At 41.3% G+C, this 16,556-nt stretch carries 12 protein-coding genes and 1 pseudogene; 9 read left to right on the forward strand and 4 right to left on the reverse strand.

Annotation, left to right across the window (positions count from 1 at the left end; translation table 11 throughout):
- Nucleotides 1–652 precede the first annotated feature (652 nt).
- From ACFO4O_RS13955 to ACFO4O_RS13970, 4 genes are all read right to left on the reverse strand, one after another.
- Nucleotides 653–943: a hypothetical protein gene (locus ACFO4O_RS13955; RefSeq protein ID WP_382409551.1), complete on the reverse strand. Its 291-nt coding sequence runs from the start codon at nucleotides 941–943 to the stop codon at nucleotides 653–655.
- Nucleotides 944–1,147: 204 nt separating this feature from the next.
- Nucleotides 1,148–1,885: an AAA family ATPase gene (locus ACFO4O_RS13960; RefSeq protein WP_382409552.1), complete on the reverse strand. Its 738-nt coding sequence runs from the start codon at nucleotides 1,883–1,885 to the stop codon at nucleotides 1,148–1,150.
- A gap of 217 nt (nucleotides 1,886–2,102) precedes the next feature.
- Nucleotides 2,103–6,764 carry an RHS repeat-associated core domain-containing protein gene (locus ACFO4O_RS13965; RefSeq protein WP_382409554.1) on the reverse strand — a complete coding sequence of 1,554 codons (4,662 nt, stop codon included), beginning with the start codon at nucleotides 6,762–6,764 and terminating at the stop codon, nucleotides 2,103–2,105.
- Nucleotides 6,765–6,776: 12 nt separating this feature from the next.
- The gene (locus tag ACFO4O_RS13970) at nucleotides 6,777–9,248 is read right to left on the reverse strand and encodes an FG-GAP-like repeat-containing protein (RefSeq protein ID WP_382409556.1); all 2,472 of its coding nucleotides are present in this window, start codon (nucleotides 9,246–9,248) and stop codon (nucleotides 6,777–6,779) included.
- Nucleotides 9,249–9,650: 402 nt separating this feature from the next.
- Between ACFO4O_RS13970 and ACFO4O_RS13975 the strand changes: the two genes are divergently transcribed.
- The 9 genes and pseudogenes from ACFO4O_RS13975 to ACFO4O_RS14015 all read left to right on the forward strand — a co-directional run bounded on the left by ACFO4O_RS13975 (nucleotide 9,651) and on the right by ACFO4O_RS14015 (nucleotide 15,915).
- Nucleotides 9,651–9,869 carry a hypothetical protein gene (locus ACFO4O_RS13975; RefSeq protein ID WP_382409558.1) on the forward strand — a complete coding sequence of 73 codons (219 nt, stop codon included), beginning with the start codon at nucleotides 9,651–9,653 and terminating at the stop codon, nucleotides 9,867–9,869.
- 159 nt (nucleotides 9,870–10,028) lie between these two features.
- Nucleotides 10,029–10,511 carry a hypothetical protein gene (locus ACFO4O_RS13980; protein ID WP_382409560.1) on the forward strand — a complete coding sequence of 161 codons (483 nt, stop codon included), beginning with the start codon at nucleotides 10,029–10,031 and terminating at the stop codon, nucleotides 10,509–10,511.
- Entirely contained in the window at nucleotides 10,492–11,448 is a 957-nt protein-coding gene (locus ACFO4O_RS13985; protein ID WP_382409562.1) for a tyrosine-type recombinase/integrase, read from the forward strand. Before ACFO4O_RS13980 ends, ACFO4O_RS13985 begins: the two co-directional genes overlap by 20 nt.
- A 163-nt stretch (nucleotides 11,449–11,611) precedes the next feature.
- Nucleotides 11,612–12,262, forward strand: coding sequence for an Abi family protein (locus ACFO4O_RS13990; RefSeq protein ID WP_382409564.1), 651 nt, complete (start codon nucleotides 11,612–11,614; stop codon nucleotides 12,260–12,262).
- Nucleotides 12,263–12,327: 65 nt separating this feature from the next.
- A pseudogene (locus ACFO4O_RS13995) lies at nucleotides 12,328–12,471 on the forward strand (RHS repeat-associated core domain-containing protein); the annotation flags it as partial.
- A gap of 57 nt (nucleotides 12,472–12,528) precedes the next feature.
- Nucleotides 12,529–12,951 (forward strand): hypothetical protein, encoded by a 423-nt coding sequence (locus tag ACFO4O_RS14000; protein WP_382409623.1) that lies wholly within the window; start codon nucleotides 12,529–12,531, stop codon nucleotides 12,949–12,951.
- Between the two features lie 515 nt (nucleotides 12,952–13,466).
- Nucleotides 13,467–14,189 (forward strand): DNA-methyltransferase, encoded by a 723-nt coding sequence (locus tag ACFO4O_RS14005; RefSeq protein WP_382409566.1) that lies wholly within the window; start codon nucleotides 13,467–13,469, stop codon nucleotides 14,187–14,189.
- Nucleotides 14,186–14,587 (forward strand): hypothetical protein, encoded by a 402-nt coding sequence (locus tag ACFO4O_RS14010; protein WP_382409568.1) that lies wholly within the window; start codon nucleotides 14,186–14,188, stop codon nucleotides 14,585–14,587. Before ACFO4O_RS14005 ends, ACFO4O_RS14010 begins: the two co-directional genes overlap by 4 nt.
- Nucleotides 14,588–14,589: 2 nt before the next feature.
- On the forward strand, nucleotides 14,590–15,915 hold the full coding sequence (locus ACFO4O_RS14015; RefSeq protein ID WP_382409570.1) for a DUF6575 domain-containing protein: 1,326 nt from the start codon (nucleotides 14,590–14,592) through the stop codon (nucleotides 15,913–15,915).
- Nucleotides 15,916–16,556: the final 641 nt, after the last annotated feature.

A 16,556-nucleotide genomic window follows, 5' to 3' on the forward strand; every position in this document is an offset into this window, starting at 1 on the left:
AATCGTGCAAGTGTTATGCAGCATTAGTATGTGTGTTAAGCGTTACAGGTAACTATAAAACTGGCCGTAGTTGATTAAACCCAACGACCGAAAAAATAGACATGAACAGCGATACAATTAACCTTGGACAAAACGGCGAAATTAGATTGCCCGACGATATCTGCAATAATCTGGATGCCACCCTTGGAGACATTGTATATTTTGAATATGGTATCCAAAACGTCGTTTATGCCTGTCTCGCTAATAATTCTACGATATAGCAAATCAGCGTACACTAAAAATCAAAATACCTTTTCAAGGAACCTGCCCCCTAGAATCGAATGTTAGAGCTTTGTGAAATCAGTTTAAATCGTAGTTCAAACTCTCTGACCCTTGATTTATACTTCTTAATTTAAAAGCATTTTCAAAGAACCTGACCCTTTGATCACTCTAAGGGAATTTGCGCCAAGTCTAATCAAAGTAGCAAAGTCTAATCAAAGTAGCAAAGTCTAATCAAAGTAGCAATCTTTGATGATTCTCCATTTGGATCAATATATTTATACGGATTGTTTTAGCGTATGCATAACGATTAAAACCATGAATGCCGTTTGGAGTGCTTAGATGTGAAAGCGCACCCACCGGGTCACTTACCTTCAATTAGGTTCGATGCCACTCACTGTAAAAGCGAATCAACGTATTTTTTTGCCTCTGACTTTATTTGATCATATTTTTCTCTGCCATCGTGTATGTAGTCTAATTCAGGATATTGCCTTCGAACATAGTCTTTTATTTCAGAGCTGTGAAAAAAAAGCTCCTTTGCGGAGGCAATAACGCTATCTTTTTCTTTCTGGGTCAAACTGTCATCGTCTTTCACAGAATCAACTACTCTCTCGCAAACACTATTCAGTGCTGGAGATAAAATAGCTAAGCTCTTGAATAGTCGCTCAAATTTTTGTTTTCTCATGAATAATTCCATATAAATCTTTTTTAATAGCAATAAAATCCCAAGTAAGATTTGATTTCGTCTAGGGCAGCGTTTCAATTACCTCATTTAACCGCAAATTGCTTAAAAATTTACCATAACTAGTAGGCTAAGTATCCATTATTTGGTTTTTATTTACTGAACGGAAAATCGCAGAAATTAGTATTGTTCAATTACGGTTCATCTTTAGCCTTCCATAAGAATTTTCATCATTTGTTCATGACGGTTGAGAAAATTCTTCGTAATTTCATAATGGTCTGTTTCCTCGTACGAGACTTCAGTAATCCCCTTTTCACTAAATTGATAAATTCGAGCTCTAGGGTAAGCTAGAAGTATAGGCGAATGAGTAGCGATAATGAATTGTGAGCTATTTTCGACAAGTTGATGGATGGCAGATAACGCAGCCATTTGCCTAGCGGGAGATAGTGCGGCCTCAGGTTCGTCCATTACATAAAAACCATTACCTTTAAGCTTATTTGTGATCGTAGAAAAAAATGATTCGCCGTGAGATTGTTTATGCAAAGATTTTCCACCGTAACCTTGTATTGGGGGTGGAATCAATTTGTCAAGATAAGTTGCAACATTGTAAAAGCTCTCTGCTCGCAGGAAGTAGTAATCTGTAGGCTTTTTGAAACTTTTAATCGTTTTTATGAAACCATCTAACTTAGAGTGAGTCGTTTCGGTCGAGAAGCCAGTATTTTTATTGCCACCTTCGGGATTTAAATCCATAGCAACCGCGATAGCTTCAATCACTGTCGACTTTCCCGCTCCATTTTCCCCAACAAAAAAAGTTACATCTGGGTGAAATTGCAAAGAATCTAGCTCTTTGACAGCAGGAACACAAAAAGGGAACTGAGCAAAGTCGGTCACCAGCTCCCTTTTCAATCGAATTTCTTTTAAATAAGGCTTATCTCTTAAATCCACACTAAGTTTCACTGTCTCTAATTAGGTTGTTACTGAATATAATTATAGTCTTATTACTAAACGAAAATTGAGTGCGCAACATACTGTGAATATTGATATTGGATTCGAAAACATAAAAATATAAGCTACACTTAGCCTTGGGTATATAAATAATATCAAGAACCAAATTGAGCGATGTTTTCACATTCTTTTTTCTTTAACGAAATATATACTAAAGTCACTCATTGTCTTCATCATAGCCTAAATCTTTTTCAGTTTTACTTTTCGTATTTCTGCCTATGTCGTCGCCATCCATACTCGTCGCGTCACCATTTTGATAATCCTCAAAAGCTTTATCAATAGCATCTTGTTTATTTTCTTTTTCAATAGCGGCAATTTCTTCGGCAGAAAGATCTTCAGCATCTGATTCCCCTTCAAAGAAAACCTCAACTGCGAACTCTCCCGCAGCGTATGCAAGAATTCCAACTGCAATTACGTCACCGGGGCCTGGTGCTGGGCTATCGGCTAAGGCCGCTCCCCCTGCGAGAGTAGCTCGGCCTGCCAGCTTTGCAGCAGCTACAGGTGTTTTAGGATTACTAGCGATCCGCACTCCAATTTGCATCGCTAGTGACGAAGAACGCCCATCAGGATCGTTATATTTATAGGGATTATTATTCGCGTAAGCATAGCGATTAAAGCCATGAATGCCGTTTGGTGTTGAAAGGTGACCAACCGCATCCACCGGATCATTTGAGTAGAAACGACCTATAACTGGATCATAGTATCGTGCCTGCATATAACTCAAACCAATATCAGCATCAAACTTATGTCCGGTAAACCCAACATCATCAGGTGTGGTCCCGAGTGTTTCACCAAAAGGCTTGTAATGATTTCTTGCAGTTACGGTGCCTGTTGACGGAGGCGGCGTGTTAAGTGTTTGCTCTACTTTTGCAACTAACTTGCCTCCCAAGTAAATATAGTCGGTAAACAAGTTGTCTGCTAATCGGTACATGAGCTTGCCGTTAGTTGCATAAAAGGAATAGCTGGTTTTGCCGCTTTCTACCGCCTTTACGCGTTTGTTGTCGGTGTCGTAAACATAGCTGTTACCATTAACACTCATTTGATTATACGCGTTATAGGTAAAGTTGTTTCGACCATTACCAATAACGTTGCCGCGGTCGTCGTAAGCATAAGACGCTACATGCGCGTTACTTACCGACATTAACCGCTTGTTGCTACTATGATAATGATACTGAATCGACTGATTGCCCATAGATTTTTTTAAAATGTTTCCCATGGCATCATAGCTGAGGCTGCCCGTTCCAAAGTGGCTTTTGGTAATATTTTTGAGACGATCTGCATTGTCGTAGGTCATGCCTATACTAAAATTTGGGTCTCTTAGGTCGTCTATCGCCGTTACATTCTTATTTTTGTCATAGCTCAGCATGTGGCGAACAGCAATGTTCGAGCCACCACGTTTATCTAAAATACGGTTTAATATACCGTTGTTTAAGAAAGTGGCGGTATATTCAAAATTATTGCCATATGTGTGTGACATCAGTTGCCCGGTGGGGTGGTATTTAGCATTGGTAGCGTAAGAACCGGCCTTAGTAGGCTCGCCATACGCATTGGGAGTAAAATCAACACGCTCTGTACTAGGGTAAATTAGGGAGCTCACGTGCCCTAGTGCATTGTATACATAGTCAAGCTTCATGAGTTTACCGTCAATGCTGAGCGTTTCATCTTCGACCAATCCAAGGCTATTATAGCTATATGTAATTTTGCTGGCGCCGCCATGTTTTTCGGTCACACGCCCGTTATTATCGTATTTAAAGCTTTGGGTAGGTCCATTATTGGTGGTAATAAACGTCAGCATCCCAATGCTGTTGTATTCGTACTTAAGCCGATTAACCTCAGCGCCACCATTTAACGAACAGTTTGCCGAGCTATTGACTCGTGCGCCGTGCTCTTTAAACGTCATTTGGTTAGCATTATCGTAGCCAAACGCAGTATTGCCAATATCAGGGCGTACTACTTTGCATAGTCGTAAGCGGCTATCGTAATAACGTTTTTCTTGAATGCCATCTTGCGAGATTGCGAAGAGCTCACCATCGTTGTTGTAACTCAACTCAGTATCAATGTTTTCAGGTGACTCAATTTTAAGTGGTGACGATTGCTCATACTTTCCGTAGGCCAAATACTGAGTAGTTGTGGCATTTCCCAAGGGATTGGTTGTCACTACTTTATTTCCTGCCGTGTAAGCATATCGCGTAATGCTGTTCATCACGGTATCTTGTTCTGAAGTTTTACGCCCTAAACTGTCATATTCAACAATAATACCGTCGCTAGTTTGCGGTGCAGCAGCGGCAAACCCTGCAAAAGTTGCCTTATTGTTGTGGTCATATTTTTTAACGGTGTAACGTGTGCTGTTAGTGTTTGCCATATCGGTTTGCTTTTCAACAATGGGTCGCTGCAATGCATCATAGTAAACGTGCGTAATTGCTCCCCCTTGCGTGATGTTTTGCGCTAACATGCCGGGCAGCAGTTCACTTACGCCAAGATTGCTATTGATGTAACTGTAACCAATTGACGTATTCGCCCACTTACTGTCGCATGGGTCAATTAGAGTCAACCTTCCTATGCTATCGTGTCGGTAGCGAGTGCATGCGCCGGTAAAGTCTGTGTCTTTAGTTAACCATCCATTGTTGTCAATGTCTTGAGTGGTCACGCGACCGTCAGGGCGACCTATACGTGTCGGTACGCCGCGTTTATAATTGGTAATGGTCCATTTTCGGTTCAGTGCGTTTTTGACACTTTTTAGTGTGCCTTTTGCACCGACAGTCGCCGTATCATATTCTAAGGATGCAGTTAACGCGCCGTTTTTATATATCGAAGTAGGGTCCCCAAAGGCGTTGTTAACTTGGCGAGCTCGCTCTTTGTTATTAACAGTTTGTTTGGTTAACACGCCCAAGACCCACTTTGCTTTTCTGTTTTCATATGCAAACGTGGTACTACGCGAATAGGAATTTGCGCTATTTTTTTCGTAAGTTTTCACTGGTTTCGCAAAAGAATAGTTTGCGTTAAACGCTGAGTTGAACGAATGAGTAGTAGTGTAGGTGTCGGTTACTGCCTTTTGCGTCTCTTCAGTAAGCACTCGTTGTGCTTCATAAGTTACGGCATTTTCATTATCTAAAAATGCAAAACCTAAGCGGCCTTCTTGTGAGTATTTATTTGTAGTTCGCTGCAGTTCAATGCCAATAGGATTCACATAAGATACATGTTTAATAAGACCCTCTAGTGCCGTATTTTCTCGCACGTAGTAGGTGCTCATTACACGACTTCCGTCGGGTGATGTAACCGTAGTGGTTTTTGTATTGAGGCCAGAGGCTGAGTATTGATATTTCCATTCGTAAGCTTGTGTCACTGGACCACTTAAACGCTTTTTAGTGAGCGACATATTTTTGTAGTACTGGACATTCGCAGGTTCTTTGTGACGTTGCGAACATCCATAGGGGGTGTCTGGGTCGAGGGCGTTTTTAACTTTAATGTGCTTAGTTTCTTCAAACGTAAAGTCACCCTTGAGTCCATTTGGGTGCTCAATCGACCATGTTGCAGTTGGGGTAGAACACGCAATTTCTTGTTTTGCTTGCAAATTTAATTTGCTGTTGAAGCTGATTTTCCACTGCTTGCCATCTGGTCTAGTCACGCTAGTAAGATAGCGATTATTGTTTGAAGTAGTGCCATAGCCATAAGTGAACTCACGCCCATTTGCTGTCGCCTTCAATAATGATCCGTCACTATTATATTGTAAGGTAATTTTGCGCCCGTCATTGCCTTCAATTGTTGTCACTTGCGCATCGTTGTTATATGTATAGTCAACGTAGTTTCCGTGTTTATCTGTAATTTTACTAACCAACAAAGTAGAAGTAATGCGCGGGATGACTGAATCTACCGACTCTCCCTCCAGATTATTCGTAATTGAAACTGAGGTGGCAGGCGCAGCGACAAACTTATTAAACAAATATTGCGTACCATCAGGTGTTTTGACTAACAATCCTCTCGCTTGGTTGTTTGCCATTACGCACGATGCTGTCCAATAGTCTTTTGTTATATACAAGATAGTAGCAGGCAACGCTAGACCACTCTTTGCGGTTGCAGAAGGCCTTAAAAACTTGCTCTCACCCTTGCCCGGCAAAGAAACATTCATACCAGCGGTTATTGAGTAGTGAGGTATTACTGACTCATTGAGGCTTGGTGCGCCCTCAAAGTATGGCGCTACTGAATAGGTTGTTGTGCCTAAACAGAAATCTTGCGCAACCTGCGGCGCCCCTTGCGGAGCGCCCGAGTTTGATAAGGGCACAGGAAATTTCCAAGTTACCCGTGGGATATCCAATCGCCAGTCGCCTAATTCGTTTGGAGTATAAGTTTTCGGCAAGGAGGTAGCATCGAGTGTGGCGAGACCTGCTGCGTCTGCTGCTTCATTAACATAACTCGGAGACCGTTTACGCGTAAGGGCTACAGGTAGAGATGAGTTACCAGGAATACTAATGTCAGTATAGCTAAAATTTACCGAACCGCTATTTAGGTCAATTGTGTCACCCAATATGCCGTTGCCGAAAGGTTGCAGCCTGTCCTCAATATTGGAACGTTCGACATGCTCAAGCACCACTCCCAGTGTATTTTCGGCACCGCCAGTAGAGTTATTTGTGTCGCAGCCGTTTACATAGTTATCTAAACTGGGTACGCCAATAGAGGCGATATCCGCCACATCACAACTAGACGGTAGGCCTCGTTGAGCATGAGTACCAGCAACTTCGTCGCTTCCAAAACTTGAATAGGAGACAGTTGCACATAGCGATGCGCATGCAAGAGATAATATTTTTATATTCAATGTGCTCATGGTCAATTCCTTTTAACGCGATTCTGCGACGACGCTTCCGAGCGCATCTGTGTGAAGATAAGTAACGTTTTTCGGGTGTGTTGCTATAGTAACAGTTGCCTCGGCGGTCGAGCTTCCGCTCGCACCGGTACAAGTAATACTCGCAGTTTTAATCGAAGTAATTGTTTCTGGTGCTTTAGAGCCTGAAGTTGCAACCGATTCACTGCCATTTAGTTTGCATTGCGTCGCATGTTGGCTAGCCCAGATAAGCTGAGAGCTTTCGCCCTGTCTAACGGAACTCGGCGTCCATTTTATGCTAACGGTAGCTGGAGCGACGGCGCTAATCGCTGCCGTTTGAGCGCTATCTTTTGATTCTGCAAAACCATCATCATCAATAAATGACACTCTCAACGAAATCTTCTTCCCCACCTGCGAGCTCGTTAATGTTAATGAACTTGTGGTTGCGCCAGAAATATTAGCCCCGTTTTGCAACCACTGATATGAAAGTTCACCAAGTCCGTTGTTATCTTTGAGCGTGTGAGTGCTCTGCAAAGTGCTTCCTAAATACTCACCCCCGCTCAATAGAACATCGCCAGTCACGGGATAGTTCTCTGCAGACGCCCAAACATTTATATTGATTGTGCTCCATGCGCTACAACGATTCCTGTTATTACATGCTTTGAAGCGATATCTGTATAAGCCAGCGCTCTTGTTGGGTGTAATATTATGGTATGTGTAATGTCCTGACCGAGTAGATGAATGGTAAGTATAAGATGAGCTGCCGGGTTTTTTCTCCTGAAACTCATAATAACCCCCAGTGCCAATAATGCCCTTAGCCCGAGTCCAATTAATGGAAAACGTTTCACCGAAGAAAATGTAGCTGCGGTTCTTTGTAACATTTGTAGGAGCGCTAGGAGTTCCGTAGGCGTATATTAGATAGATGTTACTGTATGTGTTACAAGTTTGACTACCGCTAGCCATATTACAAGCTCTCGCTCTATATCTGTAGTTACCTACTTTTGGGAAACCGCGCCCTCGGTAATTATCAGCCCCATGGTGCACTAATTTCCAACTTCTTCCGGGGGCCTTTTCTTGCAGTTGATAGATGATTGCGCGCTGCACACGCGGCCAAGAAATCCTAGAGCTTGTTCCTACCTCAGGGTGTTGCCCCACGCTTGAACTTATGTTTCCCATAGCACTAGGAGCACCACTTTGAGTGTCTGCAGCGCCTTGCTCACCTAAAATTGGGTGATTCGATAGGTCGATAAAAGCGGGGATGTTATTGTTTTCTTCGGTCGGGTTTGTAGCAACCGAAATATCAAAAGCTCTTTTACTCTCACAGCCACGCTGATGAACACCGGCGCCAACATGATACACCAGCAGCTTACATGCAGAGTCCTCAACTATTCGTATACTTTCATCAACTACCAACTCTCCGTCTAAATTAAATATAAGAGGTGAGTTTGCCATTCTGATCATTTCAGGTACACCATCTAAATCTATATCAATAAGATTGGTAGTATGCTCAGATGCATTCCAAGGGTAACCCGCAAAATCTGCAGGCAGGACAACCGCGCTGTTATTGCTAAAAATCTCAGCAGCACCAAGGTCTGACGCTAAATAGTAGTGACTTTCACCATCGTTCATGGCCTGCGCAAATATGTCGTCAATGCCATCGTTATTAAAATCTGCAAAATAAAAGTGGTGCTGTTTATCGTTTAAATCAGAAGATGGATGAGTTATGGTCTGGCCTTGTTCAAAGTTCAGGTTGTTTTCGTTAAACAGCAATATCTGATGGCTAATATTTTCATTACTTGATATCTGCGCCTCTCGGTCGCTACCATATGAACTAAATTCACTATATGGACTTTGTCCGCTAACTTGTAAAAATAAGTCAGTTAAGCCATCACCGTTAAAGTCGCCTGTAATATCAATGGGCGCCTCTCCGTGAAGAAAAACAGGTAGCACAGTTGAGTTCACAAGCTCAATTTTTTGAAATGGAACATCAGCATCGCCAAAGGCAATTACCAATTGATTAGCCTCGCGCACAAAAATTGCAATATCATCAAAAGCGTCATGATTAAAATTACCAACAATTATATCGGCCTCACGCGCTAACCAGTTTATCGGAAATGACGACATGGCAGTGGCGTTGCGTGCTGCCTGATACTCATCGTTTACGTTATTTAACCACTTATGCTCATCATCTATCTCCCTCGCTTGTAGGAGTAGGTCTGGTTTCTGGTCACCATTGAAGTCTCCAAAGAAGCTCGCATATCTATGGCTATCCCATAAAGCTTCGGGTGTTTCAGGCTTTGTTTTATTGAAGGCACCGGCTTTGGAGGAAAGCTTGGCGAAAGGCGCTGAAGCTTCTGCGGCTTTAGTTTGTGAAGTGTTCTCTGCTCCTTGTAATACTGCCAGTGCGGGGAGGGGTAAAACCGTTAAAAAAGAAAGTGCTAATGCTGTTATCTTTCCAGCAGAAAGCATCTTAGTGCCTATCGACATATCAACTATCCTTGTTCAAAAGTGTATTTGCGCTAAATTGATCGAAAACTCACTGACATCAAAAAAACGATTTACTTCCATATTAAATCTTACTAATTACACTGGTCGATTTATAATCGTATTGCAAGCACTATTTCAATTTTTTTAAATTGAAATAGTGCTCCTTAAACACCGCGGCTTTTAAGTAGTGAGACTCCCCATAGACTAACCCAGCCCTTCAAAAATTTATGCGGTGGGGCAGACTTTCCAAACGATATATAAAGTATGGTCTATGAACAATCGCAACACACCATATGGATTAGTACGGTCAATGGTTTGCTTTCGTTTCAACTCTCCAGCAAAACTAGCAGTTAAATACCCACTAGTTTAAACCCTTATTTTACATCGATTGTTGTAAGAGACATGGCGATTGATGGCACTAGAAACGAGTTATGGTTTGGAACCCCCGCTGGCTTAATGCAACTTAATACCCGTATGCTTGCCTATACTATTCTGTCTGTTGAAAATAACAGCAAAGGCCTGCCATTCAGCGATGCCTTAACAGTGTTGATCGATTCAACAAACACCTTGTGTGTCGGTTTAAAAAAGAAGGGGGAAGCCTTTTTGATTGACGGCTTTTAATGTTCAGACCGATTTCCAAATTAGCAAAATGTCGCTGATTTGGGTAGCTGTGAACTCGTTGAGGATGAACTTCAAAATTGTTCATCAAACTCATGAAATAGCAGTGAAAGGTGAGTCAATCCGAAAAGCAATTGGTATGAATGGAGATATGAAATGAACATGCAAATTGATGACAGTTACCTTAATGTTCTTGGGCAAATTAATCTAGACGAATTGAATATGCAGCAAGCATTTGAGTATTACCAACAGCGTTATCAAATAAGCTCGGTGGCTCAACAGTTTGTTGCCAATATTTGCCGTATTGACAGCGAGTTTATAACAGAGCAGGGCATCGGTTATTGTGATCGTACGATGGGTAAACATATTCCAAAAGCAAAGACACCCGAAGGTGCTGCAATACGAGGTAGCTTGCAACGTTATGGTTTAGTTAGACCCACAGGTCATGAACTATTTCGAGGTTGCATTGTATTAACAACCCCAGATAGCAACGGCAAGATTATTTCCGCTGTTGGACATCGAGTAGGCCGGCTCCGCAATGGTGACAAGCCTGTTGTTCATTGGCACAAACCAAAACCTAAAGCGTTCGTTAATATCGGAATGTCATTTGCTAAAGAGTTGATACATGGACAAGCCTACCACTAAGCGAATCTGGCGATGCGCCAGATACTACTTTGAGCTTTGCCTTGCTAAGGGGCAAAGCTCAGATACAGTGCGCGGAAAGCGTGGCGGTCTAAAGAAGTTTTTTCTTTGGTGTATAGACCGTGACATTACTCATATAGGCCAAATCGATTTAGATTTGATGGATGACTATGCTGCTTATTTAAATGCGTACCGTAAACCATTAGATAATCAGCCGCTATGCCCCGCCCAAAAACGCAACTTGTTGACGTTTGTAAAAATTTTCGTGAAGTACATGTACATCAAAAAATTGCTGCCAACCAATACGCTTGCGAATATTGAGTTACCGTCAAAAGGGCAACAAATTCCTAAGTCACTGTATTCAGTAAACGAAATAGAAACGATATTAGAACAACCCCTGCTGTTTGGAATTAATGGCTTACGTGACCGTGCAATACTTGAGGCATTCTTCGCAACAGGCATAAGACGCGGTGAATTGGTTAAGCTGAATATTGATGATATTGACTTCAACGGCAAGTTGGTGAGAGTTCACGGCAAAGGTAAAAAGGAAAGGTTGGTGCCAATCAGTTTGCGAGGATGTGAGTGGCTAGCATTCTATGTTGGTAAAATCCGTCCAATGTTTTCATTCATTGGTTCTGGCAAAGCTCTATTTCTGGCTAACAATGGCAAACGTTACGTACCTGGGAAATTATCAGATATGGCATCACAGTATGTGAAATTAGGAGGGTTTGACCGCACTGGCGCTTGTCACTTATATCGCCACAACACCGCAACTGCAATGTTAGATAATGGCGCAGATCTTCGCCACATTCAAGAGATGCTCGGGCATGCCAGCATTCTCACTACGCAACTCTATACTCATGTTAGTCGCAAGAAGTTATCTGAAGTATATGAAGTAACACATCCTTCTGCTGACGGTGGTAGTGGGTTGTTCTCGTAATTCGCAATTTGTTGTTTTAGAATGAAAAAAACCACGCAAATGCATGGTTTTTTTCATATATCGTATGTCTTTGGTGGGCTGCATATGCAGGGATATCCAAAGCACTCGTCTTTAATATTAGATGAAAATGATGCGCTCGTCAAGATTACTTAAGGGAGGACGAATGCCATATACAGCGATAGAGCATACACTTTCTATCAATCGATTTTCAACATATCGCCAAGCTGTCATTTCTGCAACTGGCGACAATTGCAATGTGTTGGCTCTGAAACTTTATGAGTGGAATGCTGAACTTTCGAGCCGATTTTTCTTTCCTTTGCATATTTATGAAGTGGCGATTCGAAATGCTATATCTGATGCTATAAGCATTCGCTATGGTCAGGATTGGCCTACTAATACAGTTTTTCAAAATTCTTTGAATGGTTTAGATCAAAAGATTCTGCTTTCTGCTTTGAAAGGAAACTATCTCGGCGTTGGCAAGCTGCTACCAGAAATCAAATTTGTTTGGTTTGAAAATATGTTGACTAGGAGGCATGACGGTCGTATTTGGAAGCCGTATATTGCAGAAACATTTCCAAATGCACCAAATTTCATGACACCACAGGAAATTAGAAAAGAGTTGAAGGATGCCTGCTACATAATAAGAAAGTTTAGAAACAGATGTGGTCATCACGAACCAGTTTTTAACAATGCAACGTTAGCAGGTGTCTACCCGTTAATTGTTAAGTCTCTTGAGTGGCGCTGTAATAAAACTAGTAATTGGATGAACCAGAATCAGTCTGTCACTGATCTACTGGGTAATCCTGTTATTTAATTAAGATGCAATATTCGTAGGGTAACAGTAAAGTATTCGTTGGATCGTAGTTCGTACTAATTTATATGCAGGCACGATACTATGATCCAGTGATTGGGCGGTTTTATTCGAATGATCCGGTGGGTTCAATTGAGCACTTAGGAGGTCCGGGCGGGACTCATGGATTCAATCGTTACGCATATGCTAATAACAATCCGTACAAATATGTTGATCCTGATGGAGAAGAAGTAAGGGCTGTATACAATATTGATACTGGTGTTCTTACTATGAGAGATAGAGATACAGGACAAAGAATAAAAGTAAATGCTGAATCTGGAGGCAAGCCTTTTGGAGCGCCCATCGAAGTAGGCGTATACGACATTTTGTACACTCCAAGAGAGAACTTTTTCCGGCTAGAGCCTCTAGATGCTGTTTATGGTAATGATACTCATGATGCAACAGGCAGAGACTTGTTTAGGCTGCATGAACCGGGCCTAACCATTGGATGTATTGCTGCTAAAGGTGATGAAGATTGGTCTCAAGTTAATGATATGCTGAGTCAGACATCAACTAGTGAAGTAACGGTAGATAGTAAATCTAGGAATCCGTTTGCTAGTTCGACTGAATCATCTACAAGATTTGGTCAGTTGAAAGTTGTAAGAGTGAGTGGACGAATAGAATCGCAAGAGCTTAAAGAGCAGGATAGGTAGCGCTATGCAAAAATTTGTTCTAGCAATTACGTCTTTCGCAACGCTATGCTCTATCGGGTATTTTTCGTTAATAGTTTTTGATATGTCCGTAATGGTATCGAAGAATTGGAGGCACGATCAGCTTTTGTTTTTACAAACTAGCACTGTTGTCAGCGTTATTTCTTTGCTCGTGGCTACTTCGTTAGTAAGTTACTTTCTTAAATCAAATTCAAAGAAAATAATTTTTGGCTTAAATTTTATACTTCTCTTGGTTTGGTTACTTTTGCTAATCTTTGGGATAGTAGGAATAATTAGGTAACTGTTTATTTTGAATCCAAAACCTTGCACTCGCGGGGCTTTGTTTTAATGCCAGAGTCTTATAGTTTCTCAGAGAGGCTAAGGCCAATATTAGTTTCTATGAACTCACGCATCTTAGTGACTAATTCGACAAGTATTGCCTGTGCAGGTATCATGCAACAAATTTTTAACTCTTGAATGACTAATCAATTAATCAATTGCTCAAGGATATTTATAGATTGGACGCTAATAGCCCTTGTTCTATCTCAGGCTTTACCATACACAATGTTGATGCTGTAGATTGGCTTAAAACACTGCCCAAAGAAAGCATTGATCTATTCATTACTGATCCTCCTTATGAGTCACTAGAAAAGCATAGAGCTGTTGGGACAACTACTCGGCTTAAAAACAGTAAGTCGTCCAGCAATAAATGGTTTGAAATTTTTCCTAATAGCCGATTTGAAGAGCTATTAAAAGAAGTCCATCGAGTTCTCAGAAAAAATAGCCATTTTTATCTTTTTTGTGACCAAGAAACCGCTTTCGTTATCAAGCCTATTGCCGAAAAAATAGGCTTTAAGTTCTGGAAACCCTTAATTTGGGACAAGAGAAAAATTGGAATGGGCTATCATTATCGAGCGAGATACGAGTTCATTCTTTTTTTTGAGAAAGGTAAAAGGAAACTAAACGATCTATCCACACCCGATATTCTTGAGGTTGACCGTATCCATAGAGGATACCCGACTGAAAAACCAGTACAACTATCAGAGATATTAATAAATCAAAGCAGTAAAGTTGGTGAAGTGGTTTGTGACCCATTTATGGGTTCGGGATCTACTGGTTGCGCTGCCGTGAAGCTTGGACGTAACTTTATTGGAAACGATCTATCTGATGAAGCTTTCTCTATAGCCGCTAAAAGATTAAAAGACCAAGTTGCCAGTAATTTAGAAAAGGAGATTCAATGACTGTAGCTATTGACTATAATTGGCCGCAAGACTTTATCGAAGGTGTGCCACCTCAAGAGGCAACACCTGCAAATGGTAAAGTGTACAGACTTGTAAAATCAATTCCTCCACAAGAAGATGACTTTCTGCAACACAATGTTGAAAAGCCTAACTATCCCTATAGAGACGAACTGGCTAGAAAGAAAGGCTTTGGCGTATCGTTGTGGAGCACATTACACAAAGTCAAAAGAGCTGGGAAAAATTATCCTGCCCCCAACCAACTGGGCGAGTGGCTTATTGCCAGTGGTGAGCTAGTAGTTGAGTTAGGTGTAATTTATAAAAGCAAAAATGGCCACGTCTCCCTCTGGAAGCAATGTGGTGCAAAGCCCCATTTGCACATGAAGAATCAAGAGCGTTAACTATGATCGCGCAAAATACTTATCTAGGTGATCTCAAATACTACGAAATTTATGATGATTTTGATGGCCCAAAATGCTTTTCTGTTATCAATAATTTAAAGCAGCTCTATCTTGTTTACTGGGCTGGAGTCGGCGAGTCTGCATCCACTGATACATGGCTTTATTCAAGTATTACTGAGAAAAGGTTAGATAGGGTAAGAAGACAAGAGGAGTCAATTCGAAATGTTTTTTTACAGCCTGAATTGAATGTGTATTTTGTCGAAACCAATTACGAATCTGGTGAGTCACAAGCTGACTTTATTCCAAGAGATAAAATAAGCCAATTCAATATACCACCGGAAGATTTCGAGTTTGATCTGGCAGAAATAGAAATCATCAGTGAGGAAAACGATTGGCACTTTGAGCTAAATATTCAGCGTCGTTCAGACAAGCATGCTTTTCCTGATAGGAAAATGGTCACTAGAGTTCTAGATGCCTTTAGTGAAATCATTGAGTTGTTGATGCTAGATGATACGAGAAAAATCCCCAAAGTTTATCCCAAAAGTGCAGTACCCGGCTCCTTTGAAGTCAAACTGGCGGCAAGTGATGATGCCAATGCGTCAAAAGCCATACAAGCCTTCAATTTGCTACTTCAAGATATAAATAAGCTTGACGAAAACCTGAAAGCTTCTGCGCTAGACCCATACAGAGTGAAAGAATTACTTGAGATCATCGAACTACATAAGCTAACTGTTACTATCACGCCTAGGACTTATCAGTTTTTATCAAGCGCGATCAGGCTGGATACAGTAAAATTTGATGCACTGATAGACAAGCTAAATGATTCTGCAACGGTGCTTGTAGACTCTATTAATGTCCCACAAGCAAATAATATTGACCGAGTTATAGAAGTTGTTAAGAAAAGAGATCGCGGTGAGCAGTTGAACCACGAGAACATCGACGGCATTAACTCTGCTCGTCAAGTAAAGTATCACACTGATGCTGCTTGTTGCTTAGGTCTTTTGAAAAAGAATTTGTCTGTTACATCTGCTGGGCGTTTTCTTGCAAGTAAATCTGACAAAGCTTCCCAGTATGAGTTTTTAGCAGATAGGTTTGAATCCAGCGATTTCGGTTGGAGCTGGATTAAGTGGTCTGGCGTTAACACGATGTTGGATTTGGACCCTTTAACAGCTTCTAAATTTATAAATGAATGCGTTGCAGGGTTAAATGAAAGGACGGCTAGTCGTCGGGCCACAACACTCGCCAAGTGGCTTCAGGTTTTGAAACCATATCGTAGACTTTATTCAAATCAGAGTGCTGACGATATTCCAAGCGAGCAAGATAATTAAGGCGCTGGCAATACATGAGGCTCATCCCCTGACAAAGTACTCAGACAAGTTAAAAAGCCGTTTAAATCTTTTGGAATTGGCTCTAACATAAGTGAGTCAGTGATAGTGTTTCTGCACAACAAATTGGTGGATGAACCTAATCAACTCACCACCCAATGCGCTGTCCTTTAAGGACAGCGCAAATCTTAAAGCTTAAATAACAAAATCTGTAACCTTTGCCCAGCAAACTTCGATTCTTAAAAATATTGAATTAATCCACCCACAAAATAGCTAATAAAATAGCAGAACATTTTGATAATGTAAGTGGCGGTCCAGACCTTTGTCACAGTGTGGTCCAAACGTTTGTTCTTTGATGGTTCAGTTTAGTTACTCTAGTGGTCCCGCAAGGCGGGATTTTACACTTGTAAAATCCTATCATTCAGGACCGCTACAGATTTATGTTTGAACCAGCAAGTACTATCTGCCTGGACCACAATAGACCAATAAACTGGACGATGCCTAGTTAGTACTAGTCTATTCATTTATTTTGCTGAGGTTAAGTGTAAGCGTCCAGTAAACCACATATTTCCAAGTTAAGTCCAACCCTGCACCATGAGGCCTCAACTATCAAGTAGAGGTCTTTATGCAAAACAAACGACGAA

This window comes from Glaciecola siphonariae, from assembly GCF_042652645.1.
Taxonomy (GTDB): domain Bacteria; phylum Pseudomonadota; class Gammaproteobacteria; order Enterobacterales; family Alteromonadaceae; genus Glaciecola; species Glaciecola siphonariae.